Raw genomic sequence first — 20,152 nt, 5'->3', positions numbered from 1 at the left:
GAAAACGCGGATCTGTATTGCACCGGTTTTATAGTGGACCGATGGACTCAGTGAACGTGGGTAGGCCGATGGCAGAGCACCTGCAGGACCTGCTCATCAGCAGCGACGACACCGACAGGTTTTTGCATGATCTCGCCATCTTTTCCTCCAAGATTCTCGGCGCGGACGTCCTGGTGCATTGCGGTGTCACGCTCGTCCGCCAGAAGAGGCCCACCACGGTAGCCAGCAGCAGCGAGGCCGCCCGCAAGCTGGATGAGATCCAGTACGGCTACGACGAGGGTCCCTGCCTGAACGCCATCGCCACGCAGCAGACCACAGTCATCACCGACGTGCGCACCGACGACCGTTGGCCGGCCTACTTCAGTGCCGTGAAAGACGAGGGCTTCTATTCCATGCTGGGAGTGCCATTGTTCATCGGCGCCAGAGGAGGTGCAGCCCTGAACTTCTACGCGCAGGAGCCGAACACATTCACGCCCGACGTTGTGGAGACAGCGGAAGCGTACGCCGCGCAGGCCGCGAAGGCGCTGCAGCTGGCCGTTCGGGTGGCCGCGCAAACCGACCGCGCGAACGACCTCGAAGCTGCCATGAGGTCCCGGACCACCATCGACTTGGCCGCCGGCATCATCATGGCGCAGAACCGGTGCACCCAAGAAGAAGCAATTGAAATACTGCATCGTGCCTCCAGCCAGCAGAACGTGAAGCTACGCGAGATCGCTGAACGCATCGTCCAAAACGTCTCCGGAGGATCAGCGAACACCTACTTCGACGCCTGATGCACCGGGAACACCCTGGGGCCCGATGAGGCACAATCGATCGCATGTGCGGACGCTCCGTATTGGCAGGAAACAAGACCGATCTGGTCAGCTCCTTTGAGATCCGAAAGGCCCGGACCGAGCTGCGTCGGTCCTGGAATGTGGCGCAGATGACGGACATCCCGGCCACACCTGATCGAACCCGCGGAGGACGCGAAGAAATGAGCGGGCGGCATGCCTGAAGGCGACAGTGTCTTCCGGCTCGCGGCACGGCTGCGGAAAGCTCTCGACGGCCGTGCACTCAAGCGCGGCGATCTCCGAGTTCCCGCACATGCCACAGACGCCCTGGACGGTGTGCGGGTGATCGAGCACGACACTCACGGCAAGCACCTCTTGACCCGGCTCGATTCCGGCCTAACCCTGCACACGCATCTGAAGATGCAGGGCTCGTGGACGATCACAGCTCTTGGCAAGCGGCTTCCACGGAGACTTCTTCCCGAGGTGCGCGTCATCCTTGAGACCGACGATGGGCCGACCGCGTACGGGTTGAACCTGCCAGTGGTCGACTTGCTTTTCACGCGGGCGGAGGGCGACGTCATCGGTCACCTCGGGCCCGACCCGCTACGGGATGATTGGTCGGCCAAGGAGGCCGCCCGGCGCCTCTCCGATGATCCTGGGCAGCGCGTGGCGGCGGCCCTGCTCGACCAGCGCAACGTGGCTGGCTTCGGCAACCTGTGGGCTAGCGAACTCTGCTTCCTGCGCGGCGTTCACCCGGATACGGCGATCGGTGCCATCGATGTGCCGGCCCTGGTTGCCCTCGGGGCGCGCTGCCTGCGCTTCTCCGCCACACAGCCTGGGGCCCACCAGGTCACCACCGGCAACACCCGCAAGGGAGAGCAGCACTGGGTGGCCGGACGGGCAAACAGACCCTGCTTGCGCTGTGGCACAACCATCCTTGTGCGTGCCGAAGTGCCCGGCGATCCGGGACGCCGCCGGACCTGGTGGTGCCCCCGATGCCAGCCGCTGAAAGGTTGAGCGGGGCGGGGCGGCTCCTGGGGTGGGCGGCCCCGCCCGGCAAAGGAGCTTTCGTGCTCGTACACACGGCTGCTCCTGCCTCAAGGATGCGAGGCTGGGCTTGCTGTTTCCTTGGAGCGGGAAAGAAGAGTGAGGCGGCGGGGCCGGGTCTTTGCAACGGGCCCCAACTCGCGACTCTGCCACAATCAATCTGATTCGAGTAGACTGTGGGAAGTAGGAGGCAGTCATGCAGACCAGCTCGAAATCGAAGCGTCGTTCGGCCGAACCTACGACGGTCGCGCAGTGGATGGAGTCCCGTCGACCCTCCTTCAGCGAGGGGGACCTGGTGGTCGCCCTGCGGCGCATGGAGCGCCCAACGGCAACCGTCGGTTTGTCGTCTCAGGATAAGAGCTTCTGGGAGCAGCATTCCGGCATCGCAAATTCGGGCACGTCCGCTCTGCCCTCGGTTGAGAATGTCGTTGCGCAGGTGCAGCTCGAGGCTGATGCGCTGACAGCCGAGGAAGTCGCAAAGCGCCTCAAAGTCGACGCATCCACGGTTCGGCATTACCGCCGTGAGAACAAGCTGCATGCCGTCACCATCGGCGGCAAGCTACGATTCCCGCTCTGGCAGTTCACCGGCCAAGCAGCACTGCCTTCCATCGGTCGGGTACTGACAGTCCTCCCAGAAGATATGCACCCGCAATCTGTGGCCGGTTTCTTCACCACACCGCAGCCAGATCTGGTGCTGAACGGAGCAGCAGTGTCGCCCCGGGAATGGCTCCTCGGGGGTGGGTTGGTGGATCACGTGGTTGATCTGGCGGAGGACCTGGCGGCCGGACACTGATGCCGAGTCAGTACCCGCCGGGCGTAGACGATCTCCACCGCATCGGCTGTGAGACTCACACGCTCGGTCAAGGAACGGTGCTGTGGCGAATCCACTTCACGAGTTCACCCCACCCCACACCGTGGAACGGCCTTCGCACCTGGGGGCCTGTACCAAGCTCGCGCTGGGACCCGCATCCCGAGCCAGCTGGAGATTACGCACCTCTGGGCGCTGCCTACCTGGGTGAGAGCGTGGACACCTGCCTCGGTGAGGTCTTCCAGCTCACCCGCTTCGTCGATGTCGACCGCCATGCGCCGTATGTCACGGCCATCCGGACCGCCGCCGATGTTAGTTTGGCTGATCTTACCGGCCCCTGGCTGACCCGCGCTGGCGCCTCCGCGCAGGTCGCACTGCAGGAGAAGCGCCGGACCGGCGCGTGGGCGCGGGCCATCCATGCAGCATGGCCCGATCTCGACGGCGTGCTGGCTCCCTCCGCGATGGTCGGTGGACGACGAGTCATCGCTTTGTGGAACAACCGGGCGATGCCTTCGAGTCCGGAGTTCTCGGTTCCATTAAATTCTCCTGCCATCGCGGCAGATGTCGCCAACGCTGCAAGAAGCATCGGCTTCACAAGCAACCTCGTAGTCTAGGGATTAGTCCTCAGCCAAGAGCACCCGGACCGTGCAGGACGAGTTCGCGCTGACGGGCGTTCAACCTATTAGCCGACTCCAGCAACACGAACGGCTCCCGGCATGCGAAGCTGGCTACCGAGCCGCCGAAGTTGAAGAAACGCGCCGTTATGCGGGGAGAGTGGAGCTTAGGGGAATCGAACCCCTGACCTTTTCATTGCGAACGAAACGCTCTACCAACTGAGCTAAAGCCCCGCAGCAACCAAGATACCGCAGCAACCGGGCGTAGAACCAAATGTCAGCGGCCGGTTGTACCCTCAGACAATGCAATCTTCCGCTCCGGAGATCCGGGCCTGGCCCGCGCTATGGTCGCTCGTCATCGGGTTTTTCATGATCCTCGTTGACTCCACCATCGTGTCTGTAGCCACGCCTGCCATCATGGCCGGGTTGCAAGCGGACATCGACGCCGCCATCTGGGTTACCAGCGCGTATCTCCTTGCCTACGCCGTGCCGCTCCTGATCACCGGAAGGCTGGGTGACCGGTTCGGCCCGCGCCGGGTCTACCTCGCCGGCCTCGCTGTCTTCACCGTGTCCAGCGCCCTGTGCGGGCTCGCCGGCACCATTGAGCTACTTATTCTTGCCCGTGTTCTCCAGGGACTCGGCGCAGCCCTGATGACACCGCAAACCATGTCCGTCATCACCCGCATCTTTCCGCCGGACCGGCGCGGGTCGGCTATGGGACTCTGGGGTTCCGTTGCGGGTATCGCAACGCTCGTCGGCCCCATCCTCGGCGGGGTTCTTGTCGACTCGCTCGGCTGGGAGTGGATCTTCTTCGTCAATGTACCGGTCGGCGTCGTCGGGCTGGTGCTCGCCTACCGGCTGGTTCCGAACCTGACCACCACCAACCACTCCTTCGACCTGCTCGGCGTGGTCCTCAGCGCAGCCGGAATGTTCTGCCTGGTCTTCGGCCTTCAGGAAGGCGAGAGCTACAACTGGGGGTCCATCGCCGGCCCAATCTCCGTGTGGTCGCTCATCATCACGGGGGCTGTGCTTTTCACCGCTTTCCTCGTCTGGCAGCGCTTCAACCGCAAGGAACCGCTCGTACCGCTGAAGCTCTTTCGGGATCGCAACTTCTCTTTGGCCAACACGGCAATCTCGGCCATGGGGTTCACCATCACGACCATCAGCCTGCCGCTCATGCTGTACGCGCAAAATGTCCGAAACCTCTCGCCCACCGAGGCCGCCATGCTGCTTACACCCATGGCCATCATCTCCGGAGCGCTCGCTCCGTTCGTCGGGAAGCTCGTGCAGCGCGGCAACCCGAAGTACATGGCAATTTTCGGATTCGCCGGGATGGCTGTGGCGCTCTATTGGTTGGCGTCGCTGCTCACACCGGACACTCCATTCTGGCTGTTACTACTTCCGCTCGCGCTCATCGGTCTGGCCAGCGCGGGGATCTGGGCTCCGGTCTCGCTGACCGCCACCCGCAACCTTGCGCCATCGCTCGCTGGTGCCGGCTCGGGGGTCTACAACACCACGCGGCAGGTAGGAGCCGTGATCGGCAGCGCGGGCATCGCAGCAATCATGCAGGCACGGCTCGTTGCCAATGATGCGGTGAACGCACCAGAGCAAGCCGCCGGGTACGCGGCTGCGATGGGCCAGTCCCTGCTGCTGCCCGCCACCGTCGTGGTGATCGGTCTGATTGCCGCGCTCTTCTTCGCCCCGCCCGAGCAGCACCAGTCGTGGAGTGCGGACGTTGAGCCGGCCATGCAATCCTCGAAGCGGGGGTAGTTGCCTCGCGTAACCACCGCTAGGCTCAACGTATGGCTGAAGAATTTGCAACTGAAGACACCACCACCGAGAAGACCGAGCCCGCCGCAGTCAAGGAAGTCAGCGACGACTTCGTCTCCCGGCAGCACACCATGCCCTCCGGCCTGGCCTACACCACAACCACCGGCCGACTCGTTCTGCGCCGCGAAGAAACCAAAGACGGCAAATCCGAAGGGTTCAAGCCGAAGGCTGAGATCTTCGTCGTTGCGTATACCCAGGACAACAGCACCTCGGACCGGCCGGTAACCTTCGCGTTCAACGGCGGACCTGGCTCCTCGTCCGTCTGGCTGCACCTTGGCCTGCTCGGTCCACGATTGGTGGACTCGGGCGACGTCGGCGCCTTGACTCCCCCGCCTTTCGGGCTCGTGGACAACCCCGAAACCCTGCTCGAACACAGCGACCTCGTCCTGATTGATCCGGTAAGCACCGGTTTCTCCCGGGTGATCGAGGGCGAGAAAACCGACGAGTTCCACGCTTTCGTTGAGGACCGCGATCTTGTTGCCGAGGTGATCCGCCTCTGGACCACGCGCAACAACCGGTGGCTCTCCCCCAAGTACCTCGTCGGCGAGTCCTATGGAACCCTTCGGGCGGTCGCCGTCGCGGGCCGGCTGTTCGACGCCTATGGGATGGCCGTCAATGGCCTCGGCCTCATCTCGACGGTGCTGAACATGTCTACGCTTCGCTTCTTCCCGGGCAGCGACACTCCGTATGCGCTCCATCTGCCCACCTACGCGGCCATCGCCCACTATCACGGCCGGCATCCGGGCAGGGAACTGGCCGACGTGGTGCGGGAAGCAGAAAACTTCGCCGCACGGGACTTCGGTTATGCCCTCTCTCAGGGCGCCCGACTCACAGCCACGGAGTACGACGACGTCGTCAGCCGCCTGAGCGCCCTCACCACCCTTGATGAGGGTTTCATCCGCCGCACCAACTTGCGCTGGGCATACCACGAATTCGCCGCCGAACTTCTGCGGGCCGAGGGGCTCGTGGTGGGCAGGATCGACGGACGGTTCACTGCTCCCCCTGCAAACCTGCAATCGTCCACCTCGACTGACGATCCGAGCATGCGCGCAATCACTGGGCCGTTCGCGGCTGCAATCAACCATTACGTACGAGCCGAACTCGGGTATGAGAATGACCTCCCCTACGAGATCCTCACCGCGCGGGTTCAGCCCTGGAGTTACCGGACCTTTGAAGGGGCACCCGTTGACGTCAGCGATGTACTCGAGCGGCTGATGGTGCACAATCCTGCGCTTCGTGTCCACGTGGATTACGGGTATCAGGACGGCGCCACTCCGCACTTCGCGGCCGAGTACGTGTTCGCCCACATGACCCTCACTGAGCAGGCACGGGAACGGATTTTCCACCACTATCACGAGGCTGGCCACATGATGTACCTCAAACCGGAATGCCGGCTCGCGCAGCTGGCGGCCCTGGGGGAATTCGTCACCTTCGAACCAACACAGAATTGATCAGTGTGCTTACCATGGAGATTCAGTCCACGAAAGGCGGAACCTTATGTTGAAGAAGATCCTCTGGATGCTTGCACCGGTCATTGCGTCCAAACTGCTGGGAAAGCGTCAGCAGGGCCGCACCAATGCCAAGTACAACCGTGGAAAGAACCGCGGCTACAGGCGGTAAGCAAAGCTTGAGGCGGGTCAGCGCATGGCGAAGTGAGCCCACACAGCAATAACCCATGCGCTGCCCGCCGCACAGGCCAGCACCAGTTCCACCACAATCCCCAGCCCCAGAGCCTTCAGCGCCTCAACACTGGAAGACACCGCTGCCCTGACGTCGCGTAAGCGGGCAGCCTCGCTGAGCAGCAGGCCGGCGACGAACCCAACGATCAGCCCCACCACCGGAATCACGAACATACCCACGACGCCGAGCACCAGGCCGACAGTGATGGACCGTCCGGGAATCTTACGCTGACGCAGCTTTCGCCCTGTGAGGATGGTGCCGGCGAGAAGCCCGGCCAATGCGCACACCCCACCCACCGCGAGCGCCGTCCAACCCGGCCCGCTCGTCACCGTGAACGCCCACACCAGCAGCGAAACGATAATGAGAATGCTGCCCGGCAGGATCGGAATGACCACCCCCGCCACTCCGACGGCGATGGCCAACCCGCAGATGACGGTCACGATAATTTCCCAGTCCATGCCTCCAAGCATGCCACCGCACGGTGTGGCGCTCTTGTCCCCACAACACCGGAATACTAAGGTTGCTTATTAAGTCGCCTTAGGGCCCTGAAATCAGGAGGCACCATGAGTACACCAGAAACAGGGAACAACGATCGGGACTACCGTCCGAAGCATGCAGACGGCTCCGCGACACCGGATGACGGAAACTTCCGAAGAAACGACGCAGGCCCCTCTGACACCGAGACCCGCGCGCTCAATGTCGACCGCAACAACGACGGCGCTGACGACCGCTCGCAGAGAACTGCTGCGGTTCCCGTATCGCACACCAGCGACTCCAATGACCACGGCCGGCGCGGTCGCGACCTCGACCCTGACGACAATCGTGACCATGATCGTGACCGCGATCGTGATGTAGCGCCGGTTCCGGTCGGAGCCGAGCGGGATGCCCTCCACCAGCGTGAGAAGGAGACCTTCGGCGGCATGAAGTTCGGCGCCGCCTTCTTCGGTTGGCTAACAGCTACCGGAATGGCAGTCCTGCTCACTGCACTGGTCGCCGCGGCCGGCGCAGCATTCGGCCTCTCGACGAACACCGACCTGAACGAAGCCACCAACCAGGCATCGCAGGATCCACAGACGGTGGGGATTACAAGCGCGATCATCCTGCTCGTGATCCTGCTGCTCGCCTACTACTGCGGCGGATATGTTGCAGGACGGATGGCGCGCTTCAACGGAGCCAAGCAAGGTGTTGCCGTGTGGCTCTGGGCAATCATCATCGCGATCCTCGTGGCCATCCTTGGCCTTATCTTCGGATCGCAGTTCGACGTGCTGGCTAACCTGAACAGCTTCCCCCGCCTGCCGCTGAACGAAGGCACGTTGACTACCGCCGGCATCATCGCCGTGGTCGTCGCCCTGCTGGCCGCACTGATTGGCGCAATTCTGGGCGGACTGGCCGGCATGCGCTACCACCGCAAGATCGACCGCACGGACTACGACGCTATCGACAACAACCGGTAGAGCAATCCGCTATTGCGCATGACGAGTGGGAGCGGCCGCATGGCTGCTCCCACTCGTCGTATGTGCACGGCAATCCAGTCGGCAACTATGGCTGTTTGTGCGCACTTCCTTCGCCATGCCTGCGCTTCAGCACCCGTACCGGGTTACCTGCCTTCGCCAACTTTGAGCCGTAGTAAGGGACTCCACCGGTCATCCGGTAGGCAAGCGCCACCCAGACGGTCAGCATCCGCTCAGTCACCCACACCGGCGCCCAGAGCGCGGAGGTAGCGGGAAAGACCAGCCTGCCGCCCCGCCGTCGTCGTCCTGCTTCTGCCAGACCGACGACGACGGCGGCAGCCCCCGGAAAGGCAAGCGCACCATAGCGGCCCGCGAGCAGGATCAGAGCGGGAAGCAGCGACAGCTCCAGCAGCAGCCGCGGCGGTTGGGCGAAGTCATCGTAGGCCTGCCGGATCCGCTGGCGGCGGAAGTGGGCAACGCTGGGCGGAAGACGGCCGACGAACAGGTCATCCGCCCGCACCTCCGTCCCACCCGCCGCAGCCACCGTGCGCAGAAGCTCGAGGTTCTCGAACAACACATCGCCGTCGTAGCCGCCCGTCGCCTCCAGAATGGAGCGGCGTACGCCGAGAGTGCCGGGGAAGTCCGACCGGAGCGCCCGGTTCAGCAGGGTCCTGCCTGTGTCCCAACTAGCATGCCAGGGCAGGGACAGGAAGTAGTTCTGAGGGCGGACGACGTCGGCCCCGTCCAGCAGGCTGACCACGCGCCGGAATGCTTCCGCCTCGTAACGGACGTCGTCGTCGGCGATGATGATCCGCTCGCAGGAGGCCTCGGCGAGGCCGGTGAGGACTCCCGACACCTTGCCGTTGCGGCAGGTGAACCGTGGTTTCAGGTGACGCACCGCGGGCGGCAATGCTGCTGCGTGGCTTGCGAACAGCTGGTCCGGTGACCCGTCGATGACCAATACCTCGGCCCACTGCGCCACCTCAGCGAGGTACTCCGCCAGTGACGCGATTCCGACATCCTCGGTCCACCGCAGGGGCAGGATGTAGGTTGCCGCCGGTCGGGTCATGCCGGCGTAGGTACAGTTGCGCGCAGCGACGACTCACCTTTCTCCCACGCAGCGATGATGTGCTCTCCGAGCATGCCGTCCAGCGTCAGCGCCGCTGCCGCTCCGAAGTAGACGTCCTCCAGCAGCTCCGGCTCGGCTTCCACCAGACCGCCCGCCAGGTCACGTCCGGCGATCTGCTCGTGGACGGCGTCGGCCTCGACATGCTCGTCGAAGTACCAGGTGACCTCCTCATCGAAGCCGAGCCGCCGGAACCCGTTCCCGTACAGGCGGTTGGGCTGGGAAGACGTCATCTCATAGGCAGCAAGGTGGCCCACGATGGCGCCGCGCAGCCTGCGGTTCAGCCCGAACATGGACATCATGTTGATCGACGCGAGAGTGAGGGCGGGGACAGCGTCAACGTAGTGCCCGTAGCTGTCATCGAGACCCAGGCCGCGCATGGTGCGTGCAAACAGCGCGGAGTGCATGCGGTCGGGGCGACCTCCGCCGTACTCGTCAGCCTGGATCTCGACCATCGCCGCCTTGGCCCGTCCGCTCAGGCGCGGGATGGCCCAGGTGTGCGGGTCGGCTTCCTTCAGCTGATAGATGGACTTGTGAATGAGGAATTCCTGGGCCTGCTCCAGAGTGGCTCTCTTCGCAACGAACCGTGAAACGCTCGGACCGGTATCAGCTGCGGCGAGCTCGAAGAGAACCGCTGCCACGCCGTCGCTGTCTCGCGGTTCCAGTGAGGGAAGCTCGACGACGGCGCGCAGGGCCCCTTCGAAGTTCCGCTCGATGTCCCTGCGGATAGCGATCAGTCCCGGCTCCCACTCCCACTCGGGGTGAGCGCCATCGATGCCGCCGTAGTGGAGTTCGTAGAGGCATAGGAGCGTCAGTTGCAGATCGTCATCCGCCAGTATCCCGGGCGAATCGTCGAGGCCGCTCCGTACTGCGCTGTGCAGAGCGTCGATACCCTCGGCATTCGGCGCCTGCAGAAGCAACTCCAGCAACGCCTTGCTTCCAATTCCACGTGCGTCAGGACTCTTCATGGCAACCCTCTCCTACCCGGTGGCCCGACGTCGTCGTGCCCATCAACCACATGGTGCTAAGCCTACTGTTCTTCTCGGGCGTCCTTCGGGTGTCTCGCGGAGGTGAACCGGGAGTTGAACGCGGCGACAGCCCGCCGCGGCGAATGCGGCAGGCTGTCTCCCTGTTCCAACTCGGTGTGGAGGCTACTCCTTGTGCAGCTTGTCCTGCACGCTGCCGGCCATCTTTTCCATCTTGTTCGGCAGCTCCGTTGTTCCGTAGAACCGCGAATCGGGGTGGGTGGGCGGCGGCATGGGCGCCGACGTAGTGGGACCCTCGTGGTACGAGAACTCGCCAAGCCCGTCGGGGGTGGGCCCTGATGCCCAGGAACCCTCGGATGCCGCCTTACCGTCCGAGAAGTTCTGGTACTGGTACGCGACGCTTCGCTCCTCCTTCTTGAGCGGGAAGTTGCTCGGCACGGGAAGGTTCTCCGACCCTTCTTCCTGAAGCTCGCGAGCCGCGGCCAACCACTGGTTCTGGTGCATCGTGTCACGCGCAAGGAGGAAGGAGAGCATGTCCCGCACACCGTGGTCATCCGTCATGTGATAGAGCCGGGCAACCTGCAGCCTGCCCTGCATCTCGGCGTTGGCATTGGCGGTGAAGTCCGCCAGCAAATTGCCGCTAGCGGTGATGTAACTGCCCTGCCAGGGGTTGCCCATACTGTCCACCGGGCGGGCACCGGCGCCCGCAACGATCGCCTGCTGCATATCGGTACCACCAACGACGGCGGCAATCGCCGGATCCGACTGGACGGCGTCGTCGGTGATGCCGAGAGGCGCCTTCTCCAGCAACTGGGCGATCATGGTTGCGAGCATTTCGACGTGACCAAACTCTTCAGAGCCGATTCCGAAGAGCAGGTCCCGGTACTTGCCGGGACTGTGGGTGTTCCACGCCTGGAAGCTGTACTGGGAGTATCCCGTGCAGGAGTATTCAACAAGAATTCTCCAAGGTCCGCCCTCCATGATCAGAGGGCAGGACTGAGACGGACGAGACCACCGGGCTCCTCCTGCCGGCACTGACAATGTCAGAGCCCCCCGAGCGGGACCGCCCCGTTTCCCCGACTGAGGCGGCCCCGCCCGGGAATCACCCGGGCGCTTTCCCGATGCGTAATTGCCCGTGAACAATCACCCCCGTTACCCGCAGATCACGGCGTCGGGCTTCCGCCGTTGACGTTCAGGGTTTCGCCTATCACGTAGCTCGATTCAGGCGAAGCAAGGAACACGTAAGCGGGCGCCAGTTCGGTTGGCTGACCGGCCCGTCCCAGCGGCGTGGACTTACCGAATTCCGGCAGCGCGTCCTTCGGCTGCCCATCGGACACCTGCAGCGGCGTCCAGAACGGACCGGGCGCGACGGCGTTCACCCGGATACCGCGCGGTGCCAGCTGCTGCGCAAGTCCCTTGGTGAAGTTGTTGATCGCCGCCTTGGTGCTCGCGTAGTCGAGGAGGGTCGGCGACGGGTTGTACGCCTGGATTGAGGTGGTGTTGATGATGCTCGCTCCGGCCGGCAAGTGCTTGAGAGCTTCCCTGGTGATACGGAAGAACGAGTAGATGTTCGTCTTGAACGTGTGGTCAAGCTGTTCATCGTCCAGGTCCTCAAGCCGCTCCACCGCGATCTGCTTGCCCGCATTGTTGACGAGGATGTCGAGGCCGCCCAGACCCTCCACCGCCTTCGTCACGAGCTCCTTGCAGAACCCGCCGTCCTTGATGTCTCCGGGCAGCTTGACCGCCGTGCGACCGCACTCCTCGATCAAACGGACAATTTCATCGGCGTCCGCCTCCTCCTCCGGAAGGTAGGAGAGCGCGACGTCGGCGCCTTCCCGCGCGAAGGCAATTGCCACCGCTGCGCCGATGCCGGAATCTGCACCCGTAATGAGGGCCTTCCTGCCCTCCAGGCGGCCTGTGCCGCGGTACGACTCTTCACCCCTGTCGCTTTGCGGCTCAAGATCGCGATCCAGTCCCGGCTCTGACTGGTCCTGCTTCGGCGGCGAAATCTCCGGGAACCGTGTCACCGGATTCTGAAAGGTGTACTGATCACTCATGCGATCCTCCTGGTACGTGGGAAGTTTGGTAGCACCCTTGAGGGGCCGTCTGCAGTACAGCTAGGCTCATCACATATTGCTAAGCCTGCTGATCACACTAGGACGGACCGGCTCAGCCGTTCAAGAGCCGCCCACGGAAAGGTCCGCGCATGCCCGTCATCGGATTTCACGCTTCCCACGAACAGATCGCGCCGGGACAACTCCTCGCCGATGTCCAACTGGCGGAACAGGCTGGTTTCGACGCCGCAATGTGCTCGGACCACTTCGAGCCGTGGTCTTCCACGCAGGGCCACTCCGGCTTCGCCTGGTCCTGGCTGGGAGCTGCGCTTGCGACCACCAGCCTGCGCTACGGCGTCGTGACCGCTCCCGGCCAGCGCTACCACCCTGCCATCATCGCTCAGGCAAGCGGCACCCTGGCGTCCATGTTTCCGGGCCGGTTCTGGGCCGCCGTCGGCAGTGGAGAAAATCTCAACGAGCACATCACGGGCGATCCCTGGCCTTCGAAGGCTGACCGGCAGGAGCGCCTCGAAGAATGCGTTGACATCATCCGGCGAATGCACGACGGCGAGGAGGTCACCCACCGCGGTCTGGTCACCGCAGAGCAGGCCCGCCTGTGGGACGTGCCGGACGTCAAGCCGCCGCTGATCGCTCCTGCGGTGAGCGTGGAAACCGCTGCGCGGAGCGCCCGCTGGGCTGACGGGCTGGTGACCGTGAACCAGCCGCACGAGAAGCTGACAGAAATGATCAACGCGTACCGGGACAACGGCGGGCAGGGCAAGCTGATTCTGCAGGTACACCTCTCCTGGGCTCCGACGGAGGAGGAGGCTGTTGAAGTTGCGCGATCCCAGTGGGGCGCGAATTGCCTGACTCCACCAACGACGTGGGACCTCGCACGCCCCTCCGACTTCGAGGAGAGCACCAAAGATCTCACCGAGGAGAAGCTTCGTAGCACCGTGCAGATCTCAGCCGATCTTGCGGTTCATGCCCAACGCTTGCGGGAGTTCGCGGATCTCGGATTCGATGAGCTCTACCTGCACTATGTGGGGATCGAACAGAAGCCGTTCATCGAGGCGTTCGCCGAGCACGTTCTGCCCGAGGTCCGCTGATGCGCATCACCGATACCTCAGATCTCTGGTGGAAAAACGCAGTGGTCTACTGCCTGGACATCGAGACGTTCTGTGATTCCGACGGCGACGGGGTAGGTGACTTCGCGGGCGCAGCCCAGCGGATGGACTACCTGGCGGAGCTTGGAGTCACCTGCATCTGGCTCATGCCTTTCTATCCTTCCCCGCAGCGGGACGACGGGTACGACATCGTCGACTTCTACGGTGTGGACGAGCGGCTTGGCACGCTGGGTGATTTCGTTGAGTTGATCCGGACCGCGAAAGACCGCGGGATGCGTGTCATCGCTGACCTGGTGGTCAACCACACGTCGGACCAGCACCCCTGGTTCAAGGAGGCGCGGTCCTCGAAGGACAATCCGTACCGCGACTTCTACGTCTGGCGGTCAGACCCGCCTCCGGATACCTCCAGTGAAGTGGTGTTCCCCGACAAGGAAAACTCCATCTGGAGCAAGGACGAGGGCACCGGCGAGTGGTACCTGCACCGCTTCTACTCACATCAGCCGGACCTGAACGTCGCTCACCCGATGGTTCGTGACGAGATCGCCAAGGCCGTCGGCTTCTGGCTCGAACTCGGGCTATCCGGGTTCCGCGTTGACGCGGTGCCCTTCTTCCTGGAGACACGCGGTCTCGACAGCCCGGCAGGAGACCCGCATGACTACCTGAAGAATCTGCGCCGGTTCCTCTCACGACGAGCTGGAGATGCTGTGCTGCTGGGAGAAGTCAACCTGCCGTACGAGCAGCAGGTCGAGTTCTTCGGCGATGCGGCGGACGAACTCACCATGCAGTTCGATTTCGTGACGATGCAGCAGATGTACCTCTCCCTGGCGCGCGGCGATGCGCGCCCGTTGTCCCGCACACTTACTGACAGGCCTTCGATCGATCCGGATAGCCAGTGGGCTACTTTCGTCCGGAACCATGACGAGCTGACCCTGGACAAACTGCTGGACTCCGAGCGTCAGGAGGTGTTCGACGCCTTCGGTCCCGAGAGGAACATGCAGGTCTACGGCCGGGGCCTCAAGCGGCGGCTTCCTCCCATGCTGGGCGGAGACCAGCAGCGCATCCGCATGGTGTATTCGCTGCTGTTCTCGCTACCGGGCACGCCGGTTCTCTTCTACGGCGAGGAGATCGGCATGGGCGAGCACCTCGCGGCGGAGGGCCGGCTGGCTGTCCGCACGCCCATGCAGTGGACGCACGAGGACAGCGCCGGCTTCTCAGCCGCGCCGCCGGACAAGCTCGTGGCGCCCTTGGTGGAGGGTGAATTCGGTCCGACGAACGTGAACGTGGTTGATGGGCGCCGTGACCCGTCGTCTCTGCTGAGCTTCATGGGAACGCTGATCCGCCGTTACCGTGAGTGCCCCGAACTTGGGTGGGGTACCTTCTCCCTGATCGATACGCCGAATCCTGCTGTTCTGGCGCACCGCTGTGACTGGGAAGACCATTCGCTGTTCCTGTTTCACAATTTCGCGGATGAACCAACCACAGTTTCCGTCACGCTGAAGGAAAACGATGTGCCCGACGGCGGCGGGATCCTGACGGACCTGCTGCAGAACACCATGACGGACATCCAGGCCGGTGACGAGATGAAGGTCGAACTGCCCGCTTACGGTTACCGCTGGTTGCGGATCCAGATGCCCGACGCAGGCCGGCTCTGGTGATTGATGCTCCTGCAATTGAGCAGAAAGCGCCTAGAAAATAGTGACGAAGAAGCCGGCTCCGATAGAGGCCACCATGGCGATGACGACGAGCCAGACGATCGGAGTGCGGTACTTGTTGATTAAACCCATAGTGAATCAAGTGTACGAGGGTAGGAGAAGGCATGGCAGACAGCACCGGCGTTGACGAAGTCTGGGATGACTGGAAGGAGGCCGTCAACATGACGGCATCCGAGCTGAAGAAGTGGCTGGACACGGACGAGTCGCAGGAGGTCGGGCAAAAGGACAACGGCGGCGAGTCTGTAGGCCATGCGTCCGGGCGTCGCATTATCGAACTCCTGTCGACGAAGAAGGCCGATCTGACCGACTCCGACGTCGAGCACATGCGCAAAGTTGTTGGCTATGTTCACCGACATCTCGCGCAGAAGCCATCTTCCGACGTCGAGCATTCGAAGTGGCGCTTTTCCCTCATGAACTGGGGGCATGACCCGCTGAAGCGTTGAACCGCTCGGCGGCCAGGCGCTTGAGCCCGTCCGCTGGCCGGATGGGCTCCGGCCAGCGGGGTTCAAGGTGGTCGCCAAGCGTGACATTGCGCAGGCGCCGTCCGAACATCGGGATGACCCACTCGCCCCACCATGCTGACTCCTTGCGCAGGAGTTCCGCCACGGTGAGCTGTTGCGCGGGCCGCAGGGGTTTGGCGGAGAGCGTGTGGTCGATGCCCAATACCCGCAGCACGTGGGCAGCCATGTTCTTGTGCCCTGCCGGAGACATGTGAAGTCGGTCAATGTCCCAGAGTCGCTGGTCGTGGTACTCATCGAAGCACCAGTAATCCACTAGCAATGCACCATAGGTGTCCGCGATCCGCCGAACGTGGTCGTTGTAGGTCCAGTTCCGGCGGCGCATCGGTTCAAGGACCGGATGCAGCCGGACGTCGAATCCGGTGAAGAGAAGCGGTCGGGCGCCGGCGGCTGCGATGCGGGACACCATGTCCTCGTAGCTTTCCATCAGCGGTGTGATGCTGGTGCGCAGTTCGAGGATGTCGTTGCCGCCGGCGTAGACGCTGACCACGGTAGGGCGAAGGTCGAGCGCGGGCTGGAGCTGCTCGTCAATGATCTGTTGGAGCCGCTTGCTGCGGATCGCGAGGTTGGCGTAGCGCCAGCGGGGGTCCTGTTTACTCAGCTGTTTCGCCACGCGGTCGGCCCAACCACGCACACCATTGGGATAGCGGGAGTCCCAGTCCCCCACTCCCTCTGTGAAGGAATCGCCAATCGCGACAAACAGCCTGGACACTGCTCCACGGTAGGGATGACGGACGACGCCGGCTCGTCCTCCACATGTCGGCGGGGGGAAGTTGCGGTGAACTTGGAATATTGGAGCCGACCCGCGCGCTCAACCCAGCATGACTCCCCGAATCGCGGTTACCGGCTCAACCGGACACGTTGGCGGCGAAGTAGCCCGCCTCCTGTCCCACGCAGGACACGAACAGCAACTCGTCGTGCGTGATCCCGCACGGGCGCCCATTCTTCCGGGAGCGAGCATCGCTTCCGCCGACTACTCGAACCGGGCGCGGGCCGTTGACGCCCTGCGCGGGAGTGAAATCCTCTTTATGGTGTCCGGCGCTGAAGCCGAGAACCGCGTGGACCAGCACCGCACCTTTCTAGACGCAGCAGCGGAAGCCGGCGTGCAGCACGTCATCTACACCTCCTTCCTTGCCGCTGCGCCGGACGCGACCTTCACGTTGGGGCGGGATCACTGGGCAACGGAGGAGCACATCCGCAACTCCGGGATGAGCTACACGCTCCTTCGTGACAACTTCTACCTGGATGTTCTGCCGCTCTTCGCAGGTGACGAAGGCGTGCTGCGCGGACCGGCAGGCAACGGCCGTGTGGCAGCAGTGGCGCGGGCCGATGTGGCACGCGCCGCCGTCGTCGTGCTTCAAGATCCGCACGCGCACGTGGGACGCACTTATGATCTTACCGGCCCCGAAGCCCTCTCTCTCGGTGAGGCCGCTGCGGTCATCACGCGTGTGACCGGTCGCGAAACACGGTACGAGGAAGAGACCGTGGAGGAGGCCTATGCCTCACGCGCCCATTACGGCGTGCCGGCCTGGCAGCTGGACGCCTGGGTGAGCACCTACACGGCGATCGCCTCCGGTCAGTTGGAACGCACGACGACGGCGGTGCAGGACCTGACTGGAACAGCTCCGCTGAATCTCGAAGCACTGCTCAGGCGCTGAAACCCTCCCCGAATATGTCCTCGATCCGAAAATGTCAGACGCGGGTGGTTGAGTGTTTTGTATGGGAATCGGGGCCGCGGAGACTGTGCAGATTGGTGGGGTTGCTGGTGGGTTGAGTGCTGCGGATGAGTATGAGCGGGTCCTTGCTGCCGCTTATGCTGGGGCGGATCTGCCGGTGATGGAGCGGCCGCTGACCGAGCTGTTCTGCCTGGAGTGGGATGACGAGTTTGATGATCCCGAAGCCGCTGAGCGCGCCCGTGCTGCGTGGGCAGCCGTCACGGCTGCGGACCTTGCGAGGCGTTTGCAGGATGTGCCGTCCACGGAGTCGTATCGGATCCTTCCTGACACCCTCGAGCTACTCCGTGCTGCTGACCGTCTGGCGTCCTGGGTTGCCTCCAGGCAGGCCCTGCTGATCGCCGAGGTCTTCCACCGCATCCACGAGTGGAACGGCGACGCCCAAGCCAATCCTGGGCATCGTGGGTCCGACCCGCAGCTGTCCCTCATGTTGGCGGCACAGGAAATCGCCCCAGTACTGCGTGTACCTGGACGGACCGCGCAGCGGATGCTCGATGAAGCGCTGCGGCTCACCGGGGAACTACCCGAAACGTGGGAAGCACTCGATGCGGGCAGGATCAGCCCGACCCAGGCCTCAGTGATCGTGGACGAGTCCGTATCCATCCCGGCAGAGGCTGTCGCCGGGTTTGAAGAGACGGTCCTGGAAACCGCCGGTGACCTGACCCGCCCGAAGCTCACCCGCCGCTGCCGCCGGTTGCGGGAGGAATTGCACCCGGAGTCGATCATCGACCGCAAAGCCCGGGCGGTGAAAGACCGCCATGTTGAGGTTCAGCCCGAGCAGGACGGCATGGCCTGGCTCAGCGCGTACCTGCCCGCGGAGCAGGCGCACGGGATCTTCAACCGGGTCGACGCAGCGGCACGTTCGCTTCAGGGCCCGGACGAGGGACGCACCCTGTCCCAACTCCGTGCCGATGTGTTCGCTGATGTCCTCACCCACACCTGCACCGGCAACCCCAAGCGGGGCACCGGGTACCGCGGGGTCGGCGCTTCCGTGTTCATCACCGTCCCCGTCATGACCCTCCTCGGACACCAACGAAAAGACTGGCAACAGCAGCGCGAGGACGCCGGCATGGCGGAACCCGCTGGGATGGCGCCTAACCCAGACAGTAACGCACCGAATTTGGCGGGTTGCGAGAACGGGTTGTTGGAAGGGTACGGTCCGATCGACCCTGAAACCGCCCGGAACCTCGCCGCACACGCCCCGAGTTTCACCCGAATCCTGGTCCACCCCGAAACCGGTGCAGTACTCAGTGTCGGCAGGAACAAATACCGGCCACCCAAACACCTGCAGGACTGGGTCCGGATCACCAACCCCACCTGCATCCATCCCGGCTGCAACCGATCATCCTGGTCCTGCGAAATCGACCACGTCACACCCTGGGCACACGGCGGGAAAACCGCACTGGATAACCTCAAACCCAGATGCAAACTCCACCACATGCTCAAAACCGAAGGCATCTGGCCAGTCGGACACGACGACGAGGGCACACCCAACGTCACCTCACCCGGCGAGCAAACCTACACAACCCTGCCCGAACCCCCACCACCATTCTAGGAACTTCCCAAGGTGGAGTTGCAGGGGCCCGACTGACTTGAGTACCGGCACCGCGCCCTTCGTCGCCCTCTGAATGTGTAGAAGCAAATCCTTGACTCCCCGAAACACCGAGCCTAGAGTTGTTATCAACCAATTCGTTGATAAAGGGTCTGATTGACAATGAGTGCGGATGCCGAAGGGCTTGACCGGGCCTTCATGGCCCTGGCAGACCCCGCGCGCCGCAGCATCATCGCTCAACTCAGCCGTGGCCCGGCAACGGTCAACGAATTGGCTGCACCGTTCAACATCACCAAGCAGGCAGTCTCCAGGCACATTCAGGTTCTTGAACAGGCTGAACTGGTGACCCGCTCACGTGATGCACAGCGCCGCCCAGTGCACTTGAACCCTGCACGGCTGGAGGCGCTCACCGCGTGGATTGACCAGTACAGGCTCGTCCGTGAAAGCCAGTTCCGCGCACTCGATGATTTACTCGAATTCAAGGCCAGCAGTGGCCGCGCACCCAAGGATCAATCATGAGCAACCCACTCAAGCTTTCCGTGCCGGAAGGCGTACCGTACATCGACGTCGAGCGGGAGTTCGACTTCCCGGTTGAGGCCGTCTTCGAGGCGCACAGAGACCCCGCGATGATCGCGAATTGGCTCGGCCCGCGTGGAATGAAGGCCGAAATCGACCACTATGATTTCCGCACCGGCGGCAGCTACCGCTACACCCATATCGGACCGGACGGTGAGCGCTACGACTTCAGCGGCGTCTTTCACACCGTGCGGGACAACGAGTTCGCCATCCAGACCTTCGAGTTTCTCGGCTATCCCGACGTTGTCAGCATTGAGTCCCTGACCTTCGAGGACCTGGGCGGTGGGCGTTGCAAGCTGATCGGCCACTCGGTGTATCCCACCCAGGAAGCACGTGACGGCATGGCTCAATCCGGCATGGAAGATGGGATGTCCGAGGGGTACGAGCGCCTCGACGAGCTACTCGCTTCGCGGCAGTAGGTCGGCACAAAGCCGACGGCAACCGCACCTCTCTTTCAAAGACAGGTTCCGCTGGGAAGGTCCGACGTTCCTTGGATCCCGACCTTCCCAGTGGAACCCGCCTTCCCAGTGAACAACCCCTTCCCGATGGAGCGGGCTTTCCCAGTTGA

General features: G+C 63.3%; 22 protein-coding genes and 1 tRNA gene. 16 read left to right on the top strand and 7 right to left on the bottom strand.

What is annotated here, in order from left to right:
- The first annotated feature begins 41 nt into the window (after window positions 1-41).
- The 5 genes from Q0877_RS08175 (at window position 42) to Q0877_RS08155 (ending at window position 3,239) form a co-directional block, all read left to right on the top strand.
- Complete coding sequence (locus Q0877_RS08175) at window positions 42-773, top strand: GAF and ANTAR domain-containing protein (protein ID WP_299166902.1); 732 nt, start codon at window positions 42-44, stop codon at window positions 771-773.
- A gap of 44 nt (window positions 774-817) precedes the next feature.
- Window positions 818-994: a hypothetical protein gene (locus Q0877_RS08170; RefSeq protein WP_299166900.1), complete on the top strand. Its 177-nt coding sequence runs from the start codon at window positions 818-820 to the stop codon at window positions 992-994.
- Complete coding sequence (locus Q0877_RS08165; protein WP_299166898.1) at window positions 987-1,787, top strand: DNA-formamidopyrimidine glycosylase family protein; 801 nt, start codon at window positions 987-989, stop codon at window positions 1,785-1,787. Before Q0877_RS08170 ends, Q0877_RS08165 begins: the two co-directional genes overlap by 8 nt.
- Window positions 1,788-2,013: 226 nt before the next feature.
- The gene (locus Q0877_RS08160) at window positions 2,014-2,610 is read left to right on the top strand and encodes a helix-turn-helix domain-containing protein (protein ID WP_299166897.1); all 597 of its coding nucleotides are present in this window, start codon (window positions 2,014-2,016) and stop codon (window positions 2,608-2,610) included.
- A 77-nt stretch (window positions 2,611-2,687) separates the two neighbouring features.
- The gene (locus Q0877_RS08155; protein WP_299166896.1) at window positions 2,688-3,239 is read left to right on the top strand and encodes an RES family NAD+ phosphorylase; all 552 of its coding nucleotides are present in this window, start codon (window positions 2,688-2,690) and stop codon (window positions 3,237-3,239) included.
- 161 nt (window positions 3,240-3,400) lie between these two features.
- Here Q0877_RS08155 and Q0877_RS08150 read toward each other — a convergent pair.
- Window positions 3,401-3,473, bottom strand: a tRNA-Ala gene (locus tag Q0877_RS08150).
- Between the two features lie 69 nt (window positions 3,474-3,542).
- Here Q0877_RS08150 and Q0877_RS08145 point away from each other — a divergent pair.
- Genes Q0877_RS08145 through Q0877_RS08135 form a run of 3 tightly spaced genes read left to right on the top strand, consistent with a single transcriptional unit; the run spans window position 3,543 to window position 6,689 of the window.
- Window positions 3,543-5,009 (top strand): DHA2 family efflux MFS transporter permease subunit, encoded by a 1,467-nt coding sequence (locus tag Q0877_RS08145; RefSeq protein ID WP_299166895.1) that lies wholly within the window; start codon window positions 3,543-3,545, stop codon window positions 5,007-5,009.
- 32 nt (window positions 5,010-5,041) lie between these two features.
- Complete coding sequence (locus Q0877_RS08140) at window positions 5,042-6,520, top strand: S10 family peptidase (protein WP_299166894.1); 1,479 nt, start codon at window positions 5,042-5,044, stop codon at window positions 6,518-6,520.
- 46 nt (window positions 6,521-6,566) lie between these two features.
- Window positions 6,567-6,689, top strand: a complete 123-nt coding sequence (locus tag Q0877_RS08135) for a hypothetical protein (RefSeq protein ID WP_299166893.1) — start codon at window positions 6,567-6,569, stop codon at window positions 6,687-6,689.
- Between the two features lie 17 nt (window positions 6,690-6,706).
- On the opposite strand, the gene Q0877_RS08130 is transcribed toward Q0877_RS08135, so the two are convergent.
- Window positions 6,707-7,207: a DUF456 domain-containing protein gene (locus tag Q0877_RS08130; protein WP_299166892.1), complete on the bottom strand. Its 501-nt coding sequence runs from the start codon at window positions 7,205-7,207 to the stop codon at window positions 6,707-6,709.
- 105 nt (window positions 7,208-7,312) lie between these two features.
- On the opposite strand from Q0877_RS08130, the gene Q0877_RS08125 reads away from it, so the two are divergent.
- Complete coding sequence (locus Q0877_RS08125; protein WP_299166891.1) at window positions 7,313-8,203, top strand: hypothetical protein; 891 nt, start codon at window positions 7,313-7,315, stop codon at window positions 8,201-8,203.
- A gap of 85 nt (window positions 8,204-8,288) precedes the next feature.
- Here Q0877_RS08125 and Q0877_RS08120 read toward each other — a convergent pair whose 3' ends face one another.
- The 4 genes from Q0877_RS08120 to Q0877_RS08105 form a co-directional block, all read right to left on the bottom strand.
- Window positions 8,289-9,269: a glycosyltransferase family 2 protein gene (locus Q0877_RS08120; RefSeq protein WP_299166890.1), complete on the bottom strand. Its 981-nt coding sequence runs from the start codon at window positions 9,267-9,269 to the stop codon at window positions 8,289-8,291.
- Window positions 9,266-10,294, bottom strand: a complete 1,029-nt coding sequence (locus tag Q0877_RS08115; RefSeq protein WP_299166889.1) for an iron-containing redox enzyme family protein — start codon at window positions 10,292-10,294, stop codon at window positions 9,266-9,268. The genes Q0877_RS08120 and Q0877_RS08115 overlap by 4 nt, the downstream gene beginning before the upstream one ends.
- A 183-nt stretch (window positions 10,295-10,477) precedes the next feature.
- A complete protein-coding gene (locus tag Q0877_RS08110; RefSeq protein ID WP_299166888.1) occupies window positions 10,478-11,293 on the bottom strand; it encodes a manganese catalase family protein in 816 nt (271 codons plus the stop codon).
- Window positions 11,294-11,475: 182 nt separating this feature from the next.
- Window positions 11,476-12,369, bottom strand: a complete 894-nt coding sequence (locus Q0877_RS08105; protein ID WP_299166887.1) for an SDR family oxidoreductase — start codon at window positions 12,367-12,369, stop codon at window positions 11,476-11,478.
- A gap of 149 nt (window positions 12,370-12,518) precedes the next feature.
- Here Q0877_RS08105 and Q0877_RS08100 point away from each other — a divergent pair, with 149 nt between their 5' ends.
- The 3 genes from Q0877_RS08100 to Q0877_RS08090 all read left to right on the top strand — a co-directional run bounded on the left by Q0877_RS08100 (window position 12,519) and on the right by Q0877_RS08090 (window position 15,648).
- Entirely contained in the window at window positions 12,519-13,475 is a 957-nt protein-coding gene (locus tag Q0877_RS08100; RefSeq protein WP_299166886.1) for a TIGR03885 family FMN-dependent LLM class oxidoreductase, read from the top strand.
- Window positions 13,475-15,148 (top strand): alpha-amylase family protein, encoded by a 1,674-nt coding sequence (locus tag Q0877_RS08095; protein WP_299166885.1) that lies wholly within the window; start codon window positions 13,475-13,477, stop codon window positions 15,146-15,148. The genes Q0877_RS08100 and Q0877_RS08095 overlap by 1 nt, the downstream gene beginning before the upstream one ends.
- 161 nt (window positions 15,149-15,309) lie before the next feature.
- Window positions 15,310-15,648, top strand: coding sequence for a DUF3140 domain-containing protein (locus Q0877_RS08090; RefSeq protein ID WP_299166884.1), 339 nt, complete (start codon window positions 15,310-15,312; stop codon window positions 15,646-15,648).
- Here the strand turns inward: Q0877_RS08090 and Q0877_RS08085 are convergent.
- A complete protein-coding gene (locus Q0877_RS08085) occupies window positions 15,614-16,435 on the bottom strand; it encodes an SGNH/GDSL hydrolase family protein (RefSeq protein ID WP_367182152.1) in 822 nt (273 codons plus the stop codon). The two genes, Q0877_RS08090 and Q0877_RS08085, sit on opposite strands and share 35 nt — an antisense overlap.
- 109 nt (window positions 16,436-16,544) lie before the next feature.
- On the opposite strand from Q0877_RS08085, the gene Q0877_RS08080 reads away from it, so the two are divergent.
- The 4 genes from Q0877_RS08080 to Q0877_RS08065 all read left to right on the top strand — a co-directional run bounded on the left by Q0877_RS08080 (window position 16,545) and on the right by Q0877_RS08065 (window position 20,003).
- Entirely contained in the window at window positions 16,545-17,381 is an 837-nt protein-coding gene (locus Q0877_RS08080) for an SDR family oxidoreductase (protein ID WP_299166883.1), read from the top strand.
- A 61-nt stretch (window positions 17,382-17,442) separates the two neighbouring features.
- A complete protein-coding gene (locus Q0877_RS08075; protein WP_299166882.1) occupies window positions 17,443-19,011 on the top strand; it encodes an HNH endonuclease signature motif containing protein in 1,569 nt (522 codons plus the stop codon).
- Between the two features lie 159 nt (window positions 19,012-19,170).
- Complete coding sequence (locus Q0877_RS08070) at window positions 19,171-19,527, top strand: helix-turn-helix transcriptional regulator (protein WP_299166881.1); 357 nt, start codon at window positions 19,171-19,173, stop codon at window positions 19,525-19,527.
- Window positions 19,524-20,003 (top strand): SRPBCC family protein, encoded by a 480-nt coding sequence (locus Q0877_RS08065; RefSeq protein WP_299166880.1) that lies wholly within the window; start codon window positions 19,524-19,526, stop codon window positions 20,001-20,003. The genes Q0877_RS08070 and Q0877_RS08065 overlap by 4 nt, the downstream gene beginning before the upstream one ends.
- The last annotated feature ends 149 nt before the right edge of the window (window positions 20,004-20,152 follow it).

This window comes from uncultured Arthrobacter sp. (assembly GCF_947495145.1).
Classification (GTDB): Bacteria; Actinomycetota; Actinomycetes; order Actinomycetales; family Micrococcaceae; genus Arthrobacter_D.
This window is presented reverse-complemented; position numbering and strand designations above follow the sequence as displayed.

What these genes read in the sequence shown, in the direction of transcription:
- Q0877_RS08175 (WP_299166902.1), top strand. Translation starts at nt 42, where the DNA reads ATGGACTCAGTGAACGTGGGTAGGCCGATGGCAGAGCACCTGCAGGAC.
- Q0877_RS08170 (WP_299166900.1), top strand. Translation starts at nt 818, where the DNA reads ATGTGCGGACGCTCCGTATTGGCAGGAAACAAGACCGATCTGGTCAGC.
- Q0877_RS08165 (WP_299166898.1), top strand. Translation starts at nt 987, where the DNA reads ATGCCTGAAGGCGACAGTGTCTTCCGGCTCGCGGCACGGCTGCGGAAA.
- Q0877_RS08160 (WP_299166897.1), top strand. Translation starts at nt 2,014, where the DNA reads ATGCAGACCAGCTCGAAATCGAAGCGTCGTTCGGCCGAACCTACGACG.
- Q0877_RS08145 (WP_299166895.1), top strand. Translation starts at nt 3,543, where the DNA reads ATGCAATCTTCCGCTCCGGAGATCCGGGCCTGGCCCGCGCTATGGTCG.
- Q0877_RS08140 (WP_299166894.1), top strand. Translation starts at nt 5,042, where the DNA reads ATGGCTGAAGAATTTGCAACTGAAGACACCACCACCGAGAAGACCGAG.
- Q0877_RS08135 (WP_299166893.1), top strand. Translation starts at nt 6,567, where the DNA reads ATGTTGAAGAAGATCCTCTGGATGCTTGCACCGGTCATTGCGTCCAAA.
- Q0877_RS08130 (WP_299166892.1), bottom strand. Translation starts at nt 7,207, where the DNA reads ATGGACTGGGAAATTATCGTGACCGTCATCTGCGGGTTGGCCATCGCC.
- Q0877_RS08125 (WP_299166891.1), top strand. Translation starts at nt 7,313, where the DNA reads ATGAGTACACCAGAAACAGGGAACAACGATCGGGACTACCGTCCGAAG.
- Q0877_RS08120 (WP_299166890.1), bottom strand. Translation starts at nt 9,269, where the DNA reads ATGACCCGACCGGCGGCAACCTACATCCTGCCCCTGCGGTGGACCGAG.
- Q0877_RS08115 (WP_299166889.1), bottom strand. Translation starts at nt 10,294, where the DNA reads ATGAAGAGTCCTGACGCACGTGGAATTGGAAGCAAGGCGTTGCTGGAG.
- Q0877_RS08110 (WP_299166888.1), bottom strand. Translation starts at nt 11,293, where the DNA reads ATGGAGGGCGGACCTTGGAGAATTCTTGTTGAATACTCCTGCACGGGA.
- Q0877_RS08105 (WP_299166887.1), bottom strand. Translation starts at nt 12,369, where the DNA reads ATGAGTGATCAGTACACCTTTCAGAATCCGGTGACACGGTTCCCGGAG.
- Q0877_RS08100 (WP_299166886.1), top strand. Translation starts at nt 12,519, where the DNA reads ATGCCCGTCATCGGATTTCACGCTTCCCACGAACAGATCGCGCCGGGA.
- Q0877_RS08095 (WP_299166885.1), top strand. Translation starts at nt 13,475, where the DNA reads ATGCGCATCACCGATACCTCAGATCTCTGGTGGAAAAACGCAGTGGTC.
- Q0877_RS08090 (WP_299166884.1), top strand. Translation starts at nt 15,310, where the DNA reads ATGGCAGACAGCACCGGCGTTGACGAAGTCTGGGATGACTGGAAGGAG.
- Q0877_RS08080 (WP_299166883.1), top strand. Translation starts at nt 16,545, where the DNA reads ATGACTCCCCGAATCGCGGTTACCGGCTCAACCGGACACGTTGGCGGC.
- Q0877_RS08075 (WP_299166882.1), top strand. Translation starts at nt 17,443, where the DNA reads ATGGGAATCGGGGCCGCGGAGACTGTGCAGATTGGTGGGGTTGCTGGT.
- Q0877_RS08070 (WP_299166881.1), top strand. Translation starts at nt 19,171, where the DNA reads ATGAGTGCGGATGCCGAAGGGCTTGACCGGGCCTTCATGGCCCTGGCA.
- Q0877_RS08065 (WP_299166880.1), top strand. Translation starts at nt 19,524, where the DNA reads ATGAGCAACCCACTCAAGCTTTCCGTGCCGGAAGGCGTACCGTACATC.